The sequence below is a fragment of the Streptomyces sp. NPDC001848 genome (assembly GCF_042891915.1).
GTDB lineage: Bacteria > Actinomycetota > Actinomycetes > Streptomycetales > Streptomycetaceae > Streptomyces.
On sequence record NZ_JBIATP010000021.1, the window covers coordinates 60,192 to 77,935 of the forward strand.

Below are 17,744 nucleotides of genomic sequence, written 5' to 3' on the forward strand. Positions count from 1 at the left end.
GCCCCGGTCCGGATCAACTGCCCATTTTTCAACGGTGGTCTGGGTATACCTCCCTTCTGGGTATGGCTCACATCTGGGTACGGCTCACATCTGGGTACGGCTCACGCCTGGGTACGGCACAGATCTGGGTACGGCTCACGCCTGGGTACGGCACAGATCTGGGTACATCCCACAGCAGCACATCGAAGCGGACCGCGCCGGGGGGAGATGCGGTGGACGACAGACGGCTGCACGGCCGGGAGCCTCTGTTCGACACCGAGCCGCCCGGGCTCGCCTCGCGGCTCGTCGGTCTGCGGCCGCACCAGCTCCGCTCCTGTCCGTACGAGCACGAGGGCGACCTGCCGTTCGTGGTGTTCGCGGGCGGGCGCGGCCTGGGCAAGAGCGCCCTGCTCGCCGAGGTGCGGGCCGCCTACCGGGGGCACACGCCCGTCGCGTTGATCGACGGTGAGGAGCCGCAGTTCGCCGGGCCGCCGCCGGAGCGGCCCGGCGAGGTCTGGTCACCGGTCGCGCAGGCGCTGACCACCGTCGCCGAGCAGCTCGCCGAGCCGGTCACGGGCGCCCGGCGGATCGGGTTCCCCAGGCTCGCCTCCGGGCTGCTCGCGGTCGCGGCGGGCGGCTGGGGCGACCGAGACGTACCGCGCATCCGGCAGGAGGCCGAGCGGATCCTGCTGCTGAACGACTCCCGGTCCTTCCTGGACGGCTTCGCGGGCCGCTGGGTGAGCAAGGTGGTCGCCAAACTGATCGCGTCCATGTCGAACACCGGGCCCGTCGTCGAGCCGATCATCGAGGCGACCCTGGAGTCCTTCAGCGAGGGCGTCTCGCCCACCCACCGCCGGCTGCGCAGGGCGGCCACCTGGTACCGCGACTACCCGAACGCGGGCGGCAACCCCAAGCTGGGGCTCATCCTGCTGTCCGGACACTTCCGGGCCGGCGGCGACTCCCGCACCCACGCCGAGCGCCACCTCGTCCGGGCCCTGCTCGCCGACCTCGACGACGCCTACGCCGGGGTGGTGCAGCGCTCCCGCCGCGTCGGCCGCCCGGTGATCCTGGTCGACAACGTGCAGGAACCCGCCGGGCGCGGCCTGATGGAGTGCGTCCTGCGCGACCGCGCGGACGGCATCCGCGACCAGGTCGTCTTCTTCGCGGCCCTGCGCGGCTACACCCTCCCGCACTCTCGACTTCACTCGAGTGGGGGGACCCCCATGGCACTGCGCAACGCCGCCCGCCGCACCCTGACCGAGGTCGCCCGCACCACCGGCTGGGAGCCCGGCGCCTCCCCGTCCTCCCGGGCGCTGCTCGTGTCGCTGCCGCCGCTCAAACCGGACGACACCCTGCACATCGTGGGCGCGGTGTGCCGGGGCGTCGACGTACCGCCCCAACTCCCCCACGCCACACACCGGCTCACCGGCGGCAGTCCGCTCGGCATCACCCTGCTCGCCGAGTCGGCCCGGCAGAACCTGCCGCGCGGGGCCGCGTCCCTCGGCGCCCTGCTCACCGGGGACGTCACCGTCCACGACGACCACGACGGCCGCCCCGCCTACCAGGAGCTGCTGGACCGGCTGGTCCCGGGCGGGCGGCTCGACGAGCTGACGGTACTCGCGACCGCCCACGACCGCCCGTCCGCGCTGGCGCTCGCCCGGGACCGCCTCCCGGACGACTTCGGCGCGGCCGGGGTGCTCGGTCTGGAGGAACGGCTCGCCGCGGAGGGGTGGCCGAGCGCGCCCGGCCAGTTCGTCGGTGACCCGTTCCTGCGTGCGCTGCTCCTGCTGCGGCTGCACCACCTCGACGCGGACCACGCCCAGTGGCAGGCGGCGCACCGCACGCTCGTCGACCACTACGGCGAGCAGGGCGGGGCGGACGCCGCACGCTACCGGCTGCACCACGAACTCGCCCTCGGCAAGGCGGACTTCGCGGTGGCCCATCTGCGCGACACCTTCACCGGAACGGATGTCGGCACGTGGCTGTCCGCGCTGGTGTTCATCGCGTCCGCGCCCTACTTCCACGCGCACGACCCCGAGGGCCGGGACTTCGACGGCGGTCACGGCCACGACCACCGGGCCGCGGTCGCGCTCGGCCGCACGGACGCCGAGCAGCGGCCGCCGCAGGGCGTGGATCCCGTCCTGCACCTGCGGGTGCGGCGGCTGCTGCACGCGGTGTGGCAGCTCACCGACCCGCTGGTGCTGCCCGATGTGAAAGTGGCCGAGCGGCTGCGCTTCGAACTGGAGCAGCTGTCGAACCTGCGGCCCTCGGGGACCGCCCTGCTGTGGCGGGCCTCGCGGGACTGGCCGACGGACGCGCTGGCCGGACGGCCGCTGCGCATCCCCGGCGACGACGAGGACGGGGACCGGGGAGGGGCGGCGTGACGGTGGGCCGGTGCGGACCGTGTGGCCGGAGTGGTCGCGGTGACCAAGGTGGTCCCTGCGGACCGTACGAGAACGGGGGGCGATGATGGCGGCACGCTGGTGGACCTGGCTGCGCGAGGACGTCTGGGAGATCCGCTTCCGCCGGTATGCGGCGCTGCTGCTCGCCGCGGTGCTGGTGGCCGGCACCGCGTGGGCCGTCGTCACCTACGTCGGACGGCAGCCCTCCTGTGCCCCGGGCGTGGCCCGCCTGGACGGCGGCGACTGCGTGGGCGTGTCCACGACGGCGTACGACTTCGGTCAACCGCGGTTCGCCGACGTCGTGAAGGCGGTGTACCGGGAGAACGACGCTCTTAAGTCCGGCGGTTACGTCACCGTCGCGCTGTTCGAACCGTTCACCGCGCAGGACCCGGACAGCGTCGACGACACACTGCACGAGATCCAGGGCGCCTACCTCGCCCAGTACCGGGCCAACCACGGTGCCACCGGCGAGACCCCGCAGATCCGGCTGGTGCTCGCCAACACCGGCCGCGACGGGTCCTACTGGCCGCGCGTGGTCGACCGGCTGGCGCGGATGGCCGAGGGCGCCGACCGGCTGCGGGCGGTGACCGGGATAGGGCTGAGCACCGACAACAACCGGGCCGCCGTCAAGGAGCTGACCCACCGCGGCATCCCGGTCGTCGGCTCCTCCATCACCGCCGACAGCCTCGCCAACGGGGCCGACGGCAAGGACCCCTACCCGGGACTCGCCCGGGTCGCCCCCACCAACAGCGACTCGGCGCGCGCGCTCGCCTCCTTCGCCCGGGTCTCCGGCGGCAACGCACTGCTGGTCTACGACAAACCGGGCGACCCCTACACGCGGACCCTGCAGAGCGCGTTCGAGAAGCTGGTGGCCGGATCGCCGTACCAGGCGCAGCCGTTCACGCCACCTGATGACCGCACGCAGGAGGGCACGACCGCGAACCAGTTCCGGCAGATCACCCAACTGGTCTGTGACACCCCGAAGTCCACCGACACCGTCCTGTTCGCCGGGCGTCACACCCAGCTGCGGCAGTTCGTCAACGCGCTGGGCGGGCGCGGCTGTATGGACCACCGGCTCACCGTGCTCACGGGCGACGAGGGCTCGTACCTCAACGGGGACAAGCGGCTCGACTGGAAAGCCCTCAGCCGCAACCTGTCCGTGCGCTACACCGCGCTCGCGCATCCCGACGCGTGGAAGAAGGAGACGGCCCGGACGGGCGGCAGCGCGGCGGACGCACAGGAGCTGGACGGACTGATCGCTCGCGGCGCGAAGCAGCCGGTGGGGCCGATCGGGCCGGTGGATCTCGCCGACGGACAGCTGATCATCGCGTACGACGCCATGCGGCTCGCGGTGCAGGGGCTGCGGGAGGCCACGCCGACCGGGGCCGCGATGCCGGCGCTGACGGACGTGGTGAACGAGTGGGCGTTCATGAAGGGCTCGCACCGGGTGGACGGGGCGAGCGGATGGATCTGCCTCGACGTGCACGGGAACCCGTACGACAAGGCCGTACCGATCGTGGAGCTCACCCCGTCCGGGGGTGCGTGGTTCGTGCGGATCGCCTGGCCCGAGGGCCGTCCGCCGGCCAAGGAGTGCCTGCCGCCCGCCTGATCCCTGTCGACGGAACGTCTGGTTCCGCACCGGAGTACTTGGCTAGGCCAAGGCCCCCAACAGGCGTTCGAACCGTTCCCGCCAGCCCGGGTCCCTGTCCTGCCCGCTCTCGTGCGTGAACCGAACCGTCGTCCCCGTCGGACGGCCGGGCTCCAGGTGGAAACGGATACGGCCGCGGCCCTCGACCGTGTACTCGGCGACCCGTTCCACGTCCCAGGCCGTGATCCGGCCCTCGGCCGGACCGTCCGGGAGCCGCAGTCCGACCGCCCCGCCGAGCCGTGGTTCGAACGGCTCGGCGGGGGCCAGCCACTCCGCGAGGCCCGCGGCGGAGGCCAGCACCGGCCAGACCTCCTCCACCGGGCGGGGCAGGCGCAGCAGGTAGTGCCGTACGAACGCGTCCCCCCGGCGCTCGGCGGTGCCCTCTTCGATCGGATCGGTCACGACACCAGCGTCACTCCCGGGGGAACGTTCCGCATCCTTGCCCGGCGTACGGCAGAGGCAGGGACGGCGGGACTCACACGCCCGCGTACGAGTGCTTGCCGCCGACGAAGATGTTCACGCCGTAGTAGTTGAACAGCCAGCAGCCGAAGGCGATGAGCGCGATGTACGCCGCCTTGCGGCCCTTCCAGCCGGCCGTGGAGCGGGCGTGCAGGTAGCAGGCGTAGGCGACCCAGGTGATGAACGCCCAGGTCTCCTTCGGGTCCCAGCCCCAGTAGCGGCCCCAGGCCGACTCCGCCCAGATGGCGCCCGCGATGATCGTGAACGTCCACAGCGGGAAGACGGCGGCGTTCACGCGGTAGGAGAACTTGTCCAGGGACGCCGAGGACGGCAGCCGCTCCAGGACGGAGGTGGCGAAGGTGCCGGGCGTGCCGCCGTTCGCCAGCTTGTTCTCGTAGGAGTCCTTGAAGAGGTAGAGGATCGTGCCGACCGCGCCGACGTAGAAGACCGCGCCGCAGACGATCGCGGTGGAGACGTGGATGTACAGCCAGTACGAGTGCAGGGCCGGGACCAGCTGGTCGCTCGCCGTGTACAGGACGGTGACGGCGAGGCCGAGGTCGAGCAGGACCGTGGTGGCCAGGAAGAGGCCGAGCCAGCGCACGTTCTTCTTCAGCGCGAGCAGCGCGAGGTAGACGCCGACGGCGACCGTGGAGAACGTGATGTTGAACTCGTACATGTTGCCCCACGGCGCCCGCTGCACGGAGGCCGCCCGGGCGATCACACCGCCGAGCTCGACGAGGAAGGCGAGCACGGTGAGGGACACCGCGACCCGGCCGTACAGGTCGCCCTGCTCGTCGCCGCCGTGGGCGCCGGGGCCGTCCGGCACGTCACGGGCGCCGGCCGCGGCACGGGTGACCACCTTGGGCCGCTCCAGGACCGCGGTGCCCCCGGCCTTCTTGACCGTGACCGCGGGCGCCTCGGTCTTCTTCGCGGCGTCGGCGGTGAGCGCGGCGGCGGTGCGGGCCACCTTGCTGCGGCTGCCGAACAGCCATTCGGCGATGTACGCGAAGAAGGCCAGGGTGTAGACGGCCATCGCGGAGTAGATCAGTGTGTTGCTGATGTTCGCGAGGTGTTCGTTGGTGGCGGTGGCGAGGGTCACTTTTTCTGAGCCCCTTCAGCGGCAGGTACGGGGGTTGCGGCGTCCGGCTCCTGTTCGGGGTCGGCGTCGGGGGTCACGTCGTCGGCGGACTCGTCGGATGATTCGGTCTCGTCGGACGATTCCGTCTCGTCGCTCTCGTCGGTCTTCGTGGGGGCGTGCTCGTGGACCAGCGCGGCCAGGTCGCCCAGTTCCTCGGGCACCTTCGCGGACTCACTACGGCCGAGGGCCGCCATCTCCACGACGGTGACGCCGTCGGCGCCGGTCGTCGCGCGCACCCACACGCGGCGGCGCTGGATGAACAGCGAGGCGGCCAGGCCGAAGATCGCGGCGATCGCGCCGCCGAGCGCCCACCCGGTGCCGGGCTGTTGCACCACCTGGAAGCCGGCCCACTCCTTGATCTGCTTGTCGAAGGTGATCGAGCCGTTGCCGCCCGGCAGCTTCATGGTCTCGCCGGGCAGCAGGCGGGCCTTGACGATGTCGCCCTTGGCGTCCTTGTACGGCTTCAGGCCCCTGGCCTTGGTGTCCAGCTGGTACACGTTCTGCGGGATGCCCGCGTTGACGCCCAGGTCGCCGTGGTACGCGGACACCGCGAGCACCGGGTAGTCGAGCGCCGGGAACTGGGAGAACATCGTGCCCTGGCCGGCGCCCGCGAAGGTCGGCACGAAGAACGCGGGGAAGCCGAGCTGCTCGGACTGGCCCTGGGCGTTCTTGAAGCCGTCGAGGACCTTGATGGCGCCCTGCGAGGTCACGTTGGGGTCGATCGGCAACAGCGGCACCGCGTCATGGAAGACGACGTTCCCCTTGCCGTCGCGGACGGTGACGACGGGCGCGTAGCCGTGGCTGACCAGGTAGACCTTGGCGTCACCGATGTTCAACGGCTCGTTGACCTTGATGGTGGTGTTCTTGTCCTTGCCGTAGGCGCCCACGCTGTAGGTGATGTTCGCCTGGTAGGTGCGCGGGGTGCCCTTGTTGGGGCCGTTGCGCTCGTAGGTGCCGGTGAACTTGTTGAGGGTGAAGCTGAACGGCACCAGGTCGTCGTCGGTGAAGAGGTTGCCGGACTTGAAGTCGTCGTACTGGGTGAGGGTGTTGGAGAACCCGTCGCCCTCGACGATCAGCTTGTTGCCCTCGGTCTTGTACAGCTGGCCCCAGGCGAAGGCGACCAGCATCACCACGAGCGCGATGTGGAAGAGCAGGTTGCCGGCCTCGCGCAGATAGCCCTTCTCGGCGGCCACCGCGTCCCCGGCGACATGCGCGCGGAAGCGGCGCCGCCCCAGCACCGCCAGCGCGGCCTCGCGGACCTGCTCGGGGTCGGCGTCGGTGCGCCAGGTCGCGTACGCGGGCAGCCGGGTCAGCCGCTTGGGGGCGGCCGGCGGGCGGCTCCTGAGCTGCCCCACGAACTGCCCGGTGCGCGGCACGATGCAGCCGATGAGCGAGATGAACAGCAGGATGTAGATCGCGGAGAACCACACCGAGCTGTAGACGTGGAACAGCCCGAGCTTGTCGTAGATCTCGCCGAGCGTCTTGTGCGAGTTCTTGAAGTCCTGGACCTTCAGCGCGTTCTGGCCGGTCTGCGGGATCAGGGAGCCGGGGACCGCGGCGAGCGACAGCAGGAACAGCAGGATCAGCGCGACCCGCATGGAGGTGAGCTGCCGCCAGAACCAGCGGGCCCAGCCGATGATCTCCCGTGCGGTCCAGGTGATCCAGCCCTTGGCGCCGGGGGCGCGGGAGCCGCCGAAGGACCCGGGCACGGCCGTCTCGACGGGGGCTGTGGACAGTTGCGAACCGGCCGCACCGAGGTCGTCCGCGGCGGTGTCCGCGGGCTCGGCGGCGGCCGGCGTCTCGGCGGTGTCCGTGGTCTCGCTCTGCACGTCGGTGCTCCGTGTGTCGCTCATGGATCAGACCCCCACCGTGAAGCCGTCGGACCAGCTCTGCATCTGCTGCACGATGCCGTCCCAAGCACCGGTGACGAGCAGCAGCCCGGTCGCGATCATCATGCCGCCGCCGATGCGCATCACCCACTGGTAGTGCCGCTTGACCCAGCCGAACGCGCCGAGCGCCTTGCGGAAGGCGACGGCGGCGAGCACGAAGGGCACGCCGAGGCCCAGGCAGTAGGCCACGGTGAGGAGGGCGCCACGGCCGGCGCTGCCCTGGTCGGAGGAGAGCATCAGCACCGAGGACAGGGTCGGGCCGATGCACGGGGTCCAGCCGATGCCGAACAGCGCGCCCAGTACGGGGGCGCTGACCAGGCCCGCCACGGGCCGCTTGTGGAAGCGGAACTCCCGCTGGGTGAACCAGGGCATCGCCCCCATGAAGAAGAGGCCCATGAGGATCATGAAGGCGCCCAGCACCTTGGACAGGACGTCCTTGTGTTCCTGCAAGGTGGAGCCGAAGAACCCGAACAGCGCCCCGCTGGAGACGAACACGGCGGTGAAGCCGAGCACGAACAGCGAGGCGCCCGCGACCATCCGCCCGCGCCGGGCCTCGGCCAGGTCGGTGCCGGTGACCCCGGTCACATACGACAGATAGCCGGGGACGAGCGGCAGGACGCACGGGGAGAAGAAGGAGACGAGACCGCCGAGCAGGGCGACGGGGAGGGCGACCAGCAGGGCTCCGTTGAGCACCGTGCCGTTGTAGCCCTCGGCGGCGAGCGTGGAGACGGCCGTCACGTCACTTCTCCGCGACGACCGGGTCGAGCATCTCGCGCAGCTTGTCCTCGGTGAGGGCCTGCAGCGTGCGCGCGGCGATCTTCCCGTCCCGGTCGATGATCAGCGTGGACGGGATCGCCTGCGGGTTGAGCGTGCCCTTCTTGAAGCGGAGCATCAGCTTGCCGGTCGGGTCGTACAGGCTCGGGTACGGGACCCCGTACTGCTGCTCGAAGGCGCGGGCCGGGCCGGTGCTGGTGTCGCGGGTGTTGATGCCGACGAACTGGACGCCCTTGCTCGCGGTGTCCTTGGCGACCTTGACGAAGTTGGGCGCCTCGGCGCGGCAGGGCGGGCACCAGGAGCCCCAGACGTTGATGACGACGACCTTGCCCTTGTAGTCGGCGACGTCCAGCTTCTTGCCGTCGATGGTGGTGCCGGACAGGTCGGGGGCACCGGCCCGCCGACCCTTCTCGACGGTCGCGATGCCGTCCTTGCCGAGGATGAAGTTGGTGTTGCCCGAACCCCCGGAGGTGCCGCCGGATCCGCAGGCGGACAGGGCGAGCGCCGCGACGGCGGCCCCGGCGGTGGCCAGGACGGCGCGTCGGCGGCTGCGGCTACGGGTGCGGTTCAGGCGCTGGGGGGCGCGGCAGGCGGCACTCATGTGAAAAGTTTCGCATGTCCGTTCCGGGGATCTTGCCCACCCCCCTTGTGGGCGGAAACCCGCATTTCAGGCGGGGTTCGAGGAGCTGCCCGTGGTGGTGCCCGAGGTCTTCCTGCCGGTGCCGGAGGTTTCGGAGAGGAACGCCTTCCAGCCGCCGGTCGGCTGCTGCCCCACCCCGAGCGTGCGCAGCTTGGCGAGCACCTCGGGCTTCTGGACGTCGAGCCAGTCGACGAACTGCCGGAAGGAGACCATGCGCACGTCGGCGCCCCTCTCCTTCTCGCGCGCGATGTGCTTGAAGGCCTCCTCGACGGAGTCCATGTAGATGCCGCCGTTCCAGTGCTCGAAATGGTTGCCTATGAAGAACGGTGCCCGGTTTGTCTCATATGCCCGCTGGAATCCGGCTATGTAGGCCCCGGCGGACTGCTGGCGCCAGGCTGGGTAGTTGTAGGCGGGCGCCTTGGTGGAGTTCAGCGACTGGTTGGCCATCATGTTGTAGTCCATCGACAGCACCTCGAACTTGCGCCCCGGGAAGGGCACCTGCTGCAGCGGCAGGTCCCAGAGCCCGTGTCGCTTCCTCGGCCACACCTGGATGCCGCCGGGCGAGGAGGCGTCGTATCGCCAGCCCAGCTCCCGGGCGGTGGGCAGCAGGTTGTCCTGGCCGAGCAGACAGGGCGTACGGCCGCCGACGAGCTCCCTGTCGTAGTCGAACGGCAGGGGCGGCAGGTCGTGCCAGCCGGTGTTGGTCTTCCACTGCTTGACGAAGGCCTTGGCCTGGTCGATCTCGCTGCGCCACTGCTTGGGCGTCCACCACTTGACCGAGCCATGCTTCTCCCCGCAGAAGTGGCCGTTGAAGTGGGTCCCGATCTCGTGGCCTTCCAGCCAGGCGCGGCGCACGTTGGTCAGCGTCGCCTTGATGTGCTCGTCGCTGAAGTAGCCGATGTCCGAGGCACCGCGCACGTTGTTCGGCGGGTCGTAGAGGCGCTTCTTCGACTCCGGCAGCAGGTACAGCCCGGAGAGGAAGAAGGTCATGTGCGCGCCATGGTCCTTGGCGAGGTCCAGGAAGCGCGGGAAGAGGCCGTTGCCGACCTCACCGGCGCCGTCCCAGGAGAAGATCACGAACTGCGGAGGGGTCTGGCCCGGCTCCAGCGGCACCGGCTTGTCCGGCTGGTTCGGCTGCTTGCCCGTGTCGGCGGTGGAGCCGTCACCCAGCAGGCGCGCGGTGGCCGTGGGGCTGCTGGAATCGCCGGAGCCGTCGGATCCCCCCTTGCCGGAACCGTTGGCGGGGCCCGCACCGTCGTGCTGGGTACCGCACGCGGCGAGTCCCATCGCTGCCGCCGCACCCGCGCCGAGTCCTATCAGTCCCCGTCGGCTGAACTCCCGCATTCCGTCCCCATCTCATAGCGCCCTCTCAGTGGTCGCACAGTGAGAGGGCGCGATGGAGAGGCCGGTTCCGCTGAAACCGCATACCTGTAGCGGATTTTACGAAGATACTGCCTGATGCCAGGACTGGATACGGGTTGTGACGAAGCGTACGCCGAGCCGTAAACCGTAGGACATGGAGAGTTGGCCCACCTCCGCTGCCGGCGCCCGCTCTCAGGCCCCGAACGCCTTGCCGTTCCCCGGGGCGGACTTCCCCTTCGCCGGCTTGGCGCCCGCGCGCAGATGCGGCGGCACCAGGTCGCGAGCCGGCTCGGTGTAGCCCACCGACACGATCTTGTCGCCCTGGTACGTGAACGTGGTGAGGGAGGCGAGCGTGCACTGCCGCTTGCGCGGGTCGTGCCACAGCCGCCGCCGCTCCACGAAGCTGCGCACGATCCAGATCGGCAGCTGGTGGCTCACGCACACGGCCTCGTGCCCGCGCGCGGCGTCCTTGGCGGCGTTCAGCGCCGCCATCATCCGCACGACCTGCTCCACGTACGGCTCGCCCCAGGACGGCTTGAACGGGTTGACCAGGTGCTTCCAGTTCTCGGGCCGCCTGAGCGCCCCGTCACCGACCCCGAAGGTCTTGCCCTGGAACACGTTCTCGGCCTCGATGAGCCGCTCGTCGGTCGCGAGGTCGAGACCGTGCGCCTTGGCGATCGGGGTGGCCGTCTCCTGCGCCCGCTCCAGCGGGGAGGAGACGACATGGGTGATGTCCCGGGAGGCCAGGTGCTCGGCGACCCGCTCGGCCATCTGCCGGCCGAGCTCGGAGAGGTGGTATCCGGGGAGTCTCCCGTACAGGATCCCGTCCGGGTTGGCGACCTCGCCGTGCCGCATCAGGTGGACGACGGTGATGTCACTCATGCCGCGGTTGCCTCCGCTGCTGCCCGGGCCGCCGCCGGAAGGGCGTCGGCGATCCGCTGGATGGCCCGCTCGTCGTGCGCGGTGGAGACGAACCAGGACTCGAACGAGGAGGGCGGCAGGTAGACGCCCTGGGAGAGGAGGGAGTGGAAGAAGGCGGTGAAGCGGAAGGACTCCTGCGCCTTGGCGTCCTCGTAGTTGCGCACCGGCCGGTCGGTGAAGAACACGGAGAACATGTTGGAGGCGCTCTGCACCTGGTGGGCCACGCCCTCCTTGCCGAGGGCCTCCGTGACGAGCGTACGAACCTCGTCGGCGACCGCGTTCACCTTCTCGTAGGCGGCGTCGTCGAGCAGCCGCAGCTGGGCGAGGCCGGCGGCGGTGGCGACCGGGTTCCCGGAGAGCGTACCGGCCTGGTAGACGGGCCCGGCGGGGGCGAGGTGCGCCATGACGTCCGCCCGGCCACCGAACGCGGCGGCGGGGAAACCGCCCCCCATGACCTTGCCGAAGGTCATCAGGTCGGGCTCGACCCCGTCGATGCCGTACCAGCCCGCCCTGCTGGTGCGGAACCCGGTCATGACCTCGTCGGAGATGTAAAGGGCGCCGTTGTCCCGGCACAGATCCTTGAGCCCCTGGTTGAAGCCCGGCAGCGGCGGGACGACCCCCATGTTCCCGGGGGACGCCTCGGTGATCACACAGGCGATCTCGCCGGGGTGCGCGGCGAAGGCGGCGCGGACCGCGTCGAGGTCGTTGTACGGCAGGACGATGGTGTCGCCGGCCTGGGCGCCGGTGACACCGGGGGTGTCGGGCAGCGCGAAGGTGGCCACCCCGCTCCCCGCCGCGGCCAGCAGCGAGTCGACGTGCCCGTGATAACAACCGGCGAACTTGATCACCTTCGACCGCTGGGTGAACCCGCGGGCGAGCCGGATGGCGGACATGGTGGCCTCGGTGCCGCTGGAGACGAGCCGGACCTGCTCGACGGGCGCGACCCGGGCGACGATCTCCTCGGCGAGAGCGACCTCGCCCTCACCCGGCGTACCGAAGGACGTACCGCGGGCGACGGCCTCCTGGACGGCGGCGATCACGTCCGGGTGGGAGTGCCCGAGGATCACGGGCCCCCACGAACAAACAAGATCGACATATTCGCGCCCATCGGCGTCCGTCAGATACGGACCATGACCGGACACCATGAACCGGGGCGTACCGCCCACGGCGCGGAAGGCGCGCACCGGAGAGTTCACGCCGCCGGGCGTGACGGCCGCCGCGCGCTCGAAAAGAGTCTGCGAAACTGGGGCTTCGTACGGATAGCTCACACTAGCCATGGTGTCAGAGGCCTCGAAGATCCCGCGGACAGGTGGTTGAACGCACGTTTCGGCGGGCGGCCGTGGGGGAGGTCACTGACACGATGATCGGGTTGCGCGGCGGGGGCCACGCGTCCTAGAAAAGCAGTCGGGTGGAGATATGCATCGCGGTGGCGGACTGGGCGAGGGGACCGATGACCTGGGTCCTCGGCGTGCCCGGCGGGGAAGGCACCGGCGCGACGCGGAGGAAACGAGCGAGACACGGCAGACTCAGGGTTCGCAGGGTGCACCTGCCGGGCCCGGTGGACTCGGCGGCCCCGGCGGATCTGGTGGCCCTGGTGGACCTGAGCGGATCGACCGCCTGACGCGTATGGATGGCATGGACCATGTGAACCGTAGGCGGGATCGGCTCGGGGCAGGAAGCGGGAATGGTGGTCGGGTGGGGGTGACGTACAAGTACTTCGGCGCGCCGGACGGCGCCACGGCAGCCCGCGTCCCGATCTCGATGCGTCCCGAGGAGCTCGGCGGCGACGAGCTCGGCATGGGCGGCATGTTCACCAAGATCAAGCCGGAGACGATGGCTGCGATGGTCCTCACGGGCATCGAGGGCGTACCGCTGCACAAGGTGCCCCCGCTGGAACTGGTGGTCCTGCACCCCGACTACGCGGTCGTCAAACTCCCCATGACGGTCGTGGACCCCCTGCGCGGCATAGGCGAGGAACAGGTGGGCGCCGCGGCCTTCATCTGGTCGACGGTGCCGGACCGGGGCGGGCCGCGGGACGCGTTCAACGTGTACCAGTTGCTGCACGAGTGGCAGGACTTCTCGCATCGGTTGCATGAGGCGGGGCATCAGCCGTACTGCTTGGTGTGGCCGTGAGCTGAGGTTTCGTGTCGGTTGGGCGGGGGTTCGGACCCCGCCCTCGTCGTGTGTCGGAAGGAGCGTCAGGCGCCCAGGGCACGAGGCCGTGCGGCACAAATGGAGCGCGGCCCAGGCATTCGTGCTCCCGTCGCCACGTCTACAATCGCGGCGGTCGGACACTCGCCACAGGCGGCGGTGACCATGACTCGGGAAAGCCACGCGTTGGCCTGGCCAAGTTCCCGCGCGTACTCCCTGGAATCGCGAGCCCGCATTGAGGACGACAAGCAGTTCCGCAACCCTGCGGCAGTAGGTGCGCAGCGACACGCCGAGTTCCCGGGCGGCGGCCTCGTCGGTGGCGCCGGAGCCCAGGGCGCGCAGGACCCGGGCGGTCTGGGCGTCGATCCGGGGTCGTTCCGTACTCAGGAAGGCTTGCGAGGTCGGTCGCGCTCTCGGCTTCGAAGAGCGTGTAAGCCCCACCGACCCGCGCAGGCGCGGCGCTCGTGGTGTAGTGGCGTCGACCATGAGCAGCCGTGGCGGGGAGCACCGGGTCGGTGCATCGACGGCCCTGATCGCCGCGGCCGGGGACCCCACCAAGCCCGGCCACGCCAGCCACGAGGCATGGGCCGCACCGGCCGGATGACCCAGCCGCAGGCCGTGGTCGTAGCCGTAGCCGTTCACCGCGACGGGCGGTATTCAGCCCACGTCTTGGGTGTCTCCGAGACCTTGACCGCCGTCAACTCGGGATACCGTTCGATCCAGAGGTCGAAGATCCATGCAGCCAAGTTCTCCGCTGATGGGGAGATTCCCCCCCCCATCGCCTCATTCAAGTGACGATGGTCGAGCGTCTCATCCAACCATTTCTTGAAGGCGTCGAGCTCACGGTAGTCACGGACGAATCCCGCGTCGGTGAGGTCGTCACGGTGGGCCGAAAGCTCCAGCACAACGACATAGTTGTGGCCGTGCATGCGGGCGCAGGAGTGCCAGCTCGGCAGCCGGTCGAGCACGTGGCTGGCCGAGAAGTGGAACTCCTTGGTGATCGTCAGCATGACGGCTCCAGTCTGCCAGCCGCTGTCAAGGCACCTCGCCGACCGCCCGGCCTGGTCACTGGTCGACCCCTTCCCTCTGACGGATGGCCTCGTTGAGGGGGACCCGTGTGAGGAAGCGGTCGCGCAGCGCATCGTCGGTGACCAGGTCCGCCTTGCGGGCAACCTCGCTCCGGGCCCGCTCAAGGAGCGCGTGCGCCTCCTCCCGTACGCCCCCGGCGGCCAGCACCACGGCGGAGTGGTACAGCACCTCCTCCGTACGAAGGGCGGGCATGTCCCCGACCTCGTCCAGGATGCGGACAGCCTGGCGGGCCTGGTCCTGGGCCGCGACTGTGTCGCCTTGTCGCAGCAGGATGCGGCTGCGCAGGGAGTGGGCGGCGATCTCGCTGCGGACCATGCCACTGCGCTGGGTCTCGACGCAGGTGGCGACCGCCAGCCGGTCGGCCTGGTCGAGGAGTTCCCCGGAACCGTCAGCGGCGATCAGCAGGATCTCGGCGTACAGGTTGCGGACGATGGGAACGAGGTTGGCCAGCCAGGTCCGCTCTGTCTCCGCCCATGCGTCGGCGATGAGTTCCAGGGCCTGGTCACGCCCTTCCGGCCGCTGAACAAGGAGGTGGGCGAGCAGCGCCCCGTTGTAGGCGTGCCAGCCGCTGTCACCTCCGCGGCCGGCCTCGAAGTCGAGAGCCTCCCGCAGGACCTCCTCGGCATCCTGGTACCCGCCGAGGCCCGTGTGCACCTGTGCCAGGTAGTTGAGCGCCATGGGCAGCTCGGCCTTGAGCGGCTCGTCGCGCAGCCGCTGGACACAGCGGCTCAGCCGGGTCAGCGCCTCGCTGAGGTGCCCGCTGTCGTAGAGGGTGATGCCGAGCTGCATCTCCCCCAGGTTGCGCGCGTGCTGGAGCACCGGGTCACCGGTGCCGCCGAGGCGCGGGTCGGAGGCGTACAGGCGCTCGGCCTCCCACAGCTGGGCCAGGCCGTCGGCCAGCCGTCGCTTGGACACCTGCCGTCCGTATTCGACCCGCGCCACGAAGAGCGGGACGGGATCGCCGTGCTGCTCGGCCAACTCGACGGCCGAGCGGAGCTTGTCCAGGGACGGCACCAGGCCCTGGGTCGCCAGCAGGGTCTTGCCGCGCAGGAGCGTCGTGCGGATCGCCAGTTCCGGGGTGCCACAGCGCCTGGCCGCTGCTTCGGCCTCGGCGGCCAGGGCGTCGATGTCCGGGCCGCCGGCCGGCTGGTGCTGGCCGCGCCAGCGCACCTCGGTCAGGGACAGCAGCAGTTCCACGGCCTGGATGAGCCACCGGTCCCGGCTTTCATCGTGCTCCGGCAGGTCCCGGACTGCTTTGATCACTTCTTCGCAGTGCCGCTCCGCCTCGGCGAAGGACAACCCCTCCATCGCGGCGTCCCGGGCCAGCCCGTAATGCACCTCGGCCGAGGCGAGCGAGCACTCGGGGCCGCCGCAGCGAAGATGGCGGGCGATCTCCAGTCGGCGCTCCAGCGGCATACCGTCCAGCGGCCCGGACGTGAGCGCCGCCGCGATACGGGCGTGCCGGGACCGCATCTGCTGAGGGGTCTGCCGGTCGTACACCACGCCCCACAGCGCGCCGTGCTCGAACCGGTAGCAGTCGGACGCCTCCCACCGCGCCCACCCGGGAGGCTCTGTCGGCAGGATCAGCCGGTGCTGTGTGGCGATGAGCCGCAACCGCTCCATCACTTCGTCGTGCGGTGCTCCCTTGACCTCGGCAACCGTGCGTGACAGGAACGTCTCGCCCTGAGTCGATCCGATCATGAGCAGTTCGCGGTCCGGCTCGGTGAGCAGCCGCAGACGGTCTTCCACCACGCGCGACAGACTGCTGGGCAGTTCGACGACAGGTCCGTAGTCCGGACGCCACTCTTCCAGGCAGAGGGTGACGAAGACGGCGTGGCCGGCGGTCAGCCGACTCAGCTGCTCCGACAGAGCCGGCGGAGCCTCCGGGTGCCGGGAGCGCACCAACTCGGCGACCGCGTCCCGTGGCAGGCCCTGCAACATCCGCCGCCGCAGGAGTCCTTCCTTCGCCCAGTCGTGCAGAAGGTCCTCGACCGTGGATGCCGGCCCATCGACGTAGGCCGCGTCCGTGCTGTGGCTGAGCACCAGACCGAGCGGTTCGCCGGGCAGCCGCAGCAGCAACCGGTCGAGAACCAGCAGGCTGCTGGGATCGCCGTATTGGATGTCGTCGATGAGCACGACCGTGGGCGGCCCCTGCCGCACGAGATCCAGCAGAGCGTCCACGATCTGTGCGGCAGCTCCCTGCTGGAAAGGCAGCAGGCTGTCGAACGGCATCGAGCCGGAAGCGAGGGACGCTTCCGCGACCTCCTTGCCCAGGGTGAACAGCGCCCCCAGGCCGGGCACGATCGCGGAGAGGACCTCCGGGGCCGAGCGGACGACGCCCTGACCGGTGAAACTCAGCAGCCGACGGAAGATGCCCGGCTGCTTGACCTCCTGATCCTGGGCCAGCCGCAGGAGCAGTTCGACAATCGCTCCGTAGTGCAGCCCCGACCCGATCGACGGCTGACACCGCACGGATACGACACGACAGGCACCCGGCCCGTGAGAGGTGGCGACCTCCGCCTCGAACGCCCGCAGCAGCGCCGACTTGCCCATGCCCGAGGTGCCGTCGACCACGAGCGCCCGGCCACCGCGCCCCTCGGTCACGTCCGCCATCAGCGCGCGCAGCTCGTCCATGTGTTCCACGCGGTCGACAAACCCGGTCCGCACCACAGCCCCCGTCTCGGTCATCCGTCACGGAACTTCCGTATGCACAGCGGTATTTGCTGCCCACGGTAGATCATGTGAGAGGCGTCTCCGACTCGGCTCAGCCAAGTTCCCGCGCTCAACTCACCCGTTGACGGCCCTCATACGGTGGCCCCCGGGCCTGTGACGGCGCTCCTACGTCCGCCGACCCGCTCGGCCCACGTCCCTCAGCCCCGTCGCCCGGCCCTCCTCGTCCCACTCGACCTCCAGGATCCGCGTGACGGCGTCGCGGTCGACCGGGCCGAACACATGGGGGAACAAGGTGCCCTCGGCCACGCCGGGCGGCGGCGTGGGGACGGCCTGCTCCCACTCGCACCGCGCGGTGAGCCGGTTCTCGTCGAGGAGCAGCGCCAGCAACGGCCTCGGCGCGCCGCGGTAGAACGCGTTGACGACGGCCAGCGTCGTCTCCTCGTCGGGAGAGCAGTGGACGAAACCGTCCTCCGCGAGGGAGGCGGGGGCGTACGGGCGGTCGGGAGCCGCGTTCCAGTCGGTGAGCGGTACGACGTGGTAGATCATGACCCGATTGAACAACGGCACGCGCGCGGAGGCGGGGACGCCCCGGTCGGGACGTCCCCGCTTCCTCACGGCG

Annotated in this window: 14 protein-coding genes; 3 read left to right on the top strand and 11 right to left on the bottom strand. The window is 70.4% G+C overall.

All coding sequences use genetic code 11. The features are described from left to right. Positions 1–212 precede the first annotated feature (212 nt). Together ACFYZJ_RS33545 and ACFYZJ_RS33550 are read left to right on the top strand one after the other, a co-directional pair. Entirely contained in the window at positions 213–2,363 is a 2,151-nt protein-coding gene (locus ACFYZJ_RS33545; RefSeq protein WP_388574459.1) for a hypothetical protein, read from the top strand. Positions 2,364–2,448: 85 nt separating this feature from the next. Further along, the gene (locus ACFYZJ_RS33550; RefSeq protein ID WP_388574616.1) at positions 2,449–3,990 is read left to right on the top strand and encodes a hypothetical protein; all 1,542 of its coding nucleotides are present in this window, start codon (positions 2,449–2,451) and stop codon (positions 3,988–3,990) included. 42 nt (positions 3,991–4,032) lie between these two features. On the opposite strand, the gene ACFYZJ_RS33555 is transcribed toward ACFYZJ_RS33550, so the two are convergent. From ACFYZJ_RS33555 to hemL, 8 genes are all read right to left on the bottom strand, one after another. Further along, the gene (locus ACFYZJ_RS33555) at positions 4,033–4,431 is read right to left on the bottom strand and encodes an SRPBCC domain-containing protein (protein WP_388574462.1); all 399 of its coding nucleotides are present in this window, start codon (positions 4,429–4,431) and stop codon (positions 4,033–4,035) included. A gap of 73 nt (positions 4,432–4,504) precedes the next feature. Continuing rightward, on the bottom strand, positions 4,505–5,587 hold the full coding sequence (ccsB, locus tag ACFYZJ_RS33560) for a c-type cytochrome biogenesis protein CcsB (protein WP_388574465.1): 1,083 nt from the start codon (positions 5,585–5,587) through the stop codon (positions 4,505–4,507). Beyond that, positions 5,584–7,479, bottom strand: coding sequence for a cytochrome c biogenesis protein ResB (locus tag ACFYZJ_RS33565; protein WP_388574468.1), 1,896 nt, complete (start codon positions 7,477–7,479; stop codon positions 5,584–5,586). The genes ccsB and ACFYZJ_RS33565 overlap by 4 nt, the downstream gene beginning before the upstream one ends. Before the next feature lie 3 nt (positions 7,480–7,482). Next, positions 7,483–8,253, bottom strand: coding sequence for a cytochrome c biogenesis CcdA family protein (locus tag ACFYZJ_RS33570; protein ID WP_388574470.1), 771 nt, complete (start codon positions 8,251–8,253; stop codon positions 7,483–7,485). A gap of 1 nt (position 8,254) precedes the next feature. After that, on the bottom strand, positions 8,255–8,890 hold the full coding sequence (locus tag ACFYZJ_RS33575; RefSeq protein WP_388574473.1) for a TlpA family protein disulfide reductase: 636 nt from the start codon (positions 8,888–8,890) through the stop codon (positions 8,255–8,257). 66 nt (positions 8,891–8,956) lie between these two features. After that, on the bottom strand, positions 8,957–10,273 hold the full coding sequence (locus ACFYZJ_RS33580; protein ID WP_388574475.1) for a hypothetical protein: 1,317 nt from the start codon (positions 10,271–10,273) through the stop codon (positions 8,957–8,959). A gap of 210 nt (positions 10,274–10,483) precedes the next feature. Next, positions 10,484–11,173: a histidine phosphatase family protein gene (locus tag ACFYZJ_RS33585; protein WP_388574478.1), complete on the bottom strand. Its 690-nt coding sequence runs from the start codon at positions 11,171–11,173 to the stop codon at positions 10,484–10,486. Next, on the bottom strand, positions 11,170–12,489 hold the full coding sequence (hemL, locus tag ACFYZJ_RS33590; protein ID WP_388574481.1) for a glutamate-1-semialdehyde 2,1-aminomutase: 1,320 nt from the start codon (positions 12,487–12,489) through the stop codon (positions 11,170–11,172). Before hemL ends, ACFYZJ_RS33585 begins: the two co-directional genes overlap by 4 nt. A 139-nt stretch (positions 12,490–12,628) precedes the next feature. Between hemL and ACFYZJ_RS33595 the strand changes: the two genes are divergently transcribed. Next, complete coding sequence (locus ACFYZJ_RS33595) at positions 12,629–13,345, top strand: hypothetical protein (protein ID WP_388574483.1); 717 nt, start codon at positions 12,629–12,631, stop codon at positions 13,343–13,345. 656 nt (positions 13,346–14,001) lie between these two features. Here ACFYZJ_RS33595 and ACFYZJ_RS33600 read toward each other — a convergent pair. The 3 genes from ACFYZJ_RS33600 to ACFYZJ_RS33610 form a co-directional block, all read right to left on the bottom strand. Next, the gene (locus ACFYZJ_RS33600) at positions 14,002–14,373 is read right to left on the bottom strand and encodes a 6-pyruvoyl tetrahydropterin synthase family protein (RefSeq protein ID WP_388574486.1); all 372 of its coding nucleotides are present in this window, start codon (positions 14,371–14,373) and stop codon (positions 14,002–14,004) included. 55 nt (positions 14,374–14,428) lie between these two features. Next, positions 14,429–17,140 carry an AAA family ATPase gene (locus ACFYZJ_RS33605; RefSeq protein WP_388574489.1) on the bottom strand — a complete coding sequence of 904 codons (2,712 nt, stop codon included), beginning with the start codon at positions 17,138–17,140 and terminating at the stop codon, positions 14,429–14,431. A gap of 150 nt (positions 17,141–17,290) precedes the next feature. Next, positions 17,291–17,671, bottom strand: a complete 381-nt coding sequence (locus ACFYZJ_RS33610; RefSeq protein ID WP_388574491.1) for a DUF952 domain-containing protein — start codon at positions 17,669–17,671, stop codon at positions 17,291–17,293. Positions 17,672–17,744 lie beyond the last annotated feature (73 nt).

What these genes read in the sequence shown, in the direction of transcription:
- ACFYZJ_RS33610 (WP_388574491.1), bottom strand. Translation starts at nt 17,671, where the DNA reads ATGATCTACCACGTCGTACCGCTCACCGACTGGAACGCGGCTCCCGAC.
- ACFYZJ_RS33585 (WP_388574478.1), bottom strand. Translation starts at nt 11,173, where the DNA reads ATGAGTGACATCACCGTCGTCCACCTGATGCGGCACGGCGAGGTCGCC.
- ACFYZJ_RS33565 (WP_388574468.1), bottom strand. Translation starts at nt 7,479, where the DNA reads ATGAGCGACACACGGAGCACCGACGTGCAGAGCGAGACCACGGACACC.
- hemL (WP_388574481.1), bottom strand. Translation starts at nt 12,489, where the DNA reads ATGGCTAGTGTGAGCTATCCGTACGAAGCCCCAGTTTCGCAGACTCTT.
- ACFYZJ_RS33595 (WP_388574483.1), top strand. Translation starts at nt 12,629, where the DNA reads ATGCATCGCGGTGGCGGACTGGGCGAGGGGACCGATGACCTGGGTCCT.
- ACFYZJ_RS33605 (WP_388574489.1), bottom strand. Translation starts at nt 17,140, where the DNA reads ATGACCGAGACGGGGGCTGTGGTGCGGACCGGGTTTGTCGACCGCGTG.
- ACFYZJ_RS33580 (WP_388574475.1), bottom strand. Translation starts at nt 10,273, where the DNA reads ATGCGGGAGTTCAGCCGACGGGGACTGATAGGACTCGGCGCGGGTGCG.
- ACFYZJ_RS33550 (WP_388574616.1), top strand. Translation starts at nt 2,449, where the DNA reads ATGGCGGCACGCTGGTGGACCTGGCTGCGCGAGGACGTCTGGGAGATC.
- ACFYZJ_RS33575 (WP_388574473.1), bottom strand. Translation starts at nt 8,890, where the DNA reads ATGAGTGCCGCCTGCCGCGCCCCCCAGCGCCTGAACCGCACCCGTAGC.
- ACFYZJ_RS33600 (WP_388574486.1), bottom strand. Translation starts at nt 14,373, where the DNA reads ATGCTGACGATCACCAAGGAGTTCCACTTCTCGGCCAGCCACGTGCTC.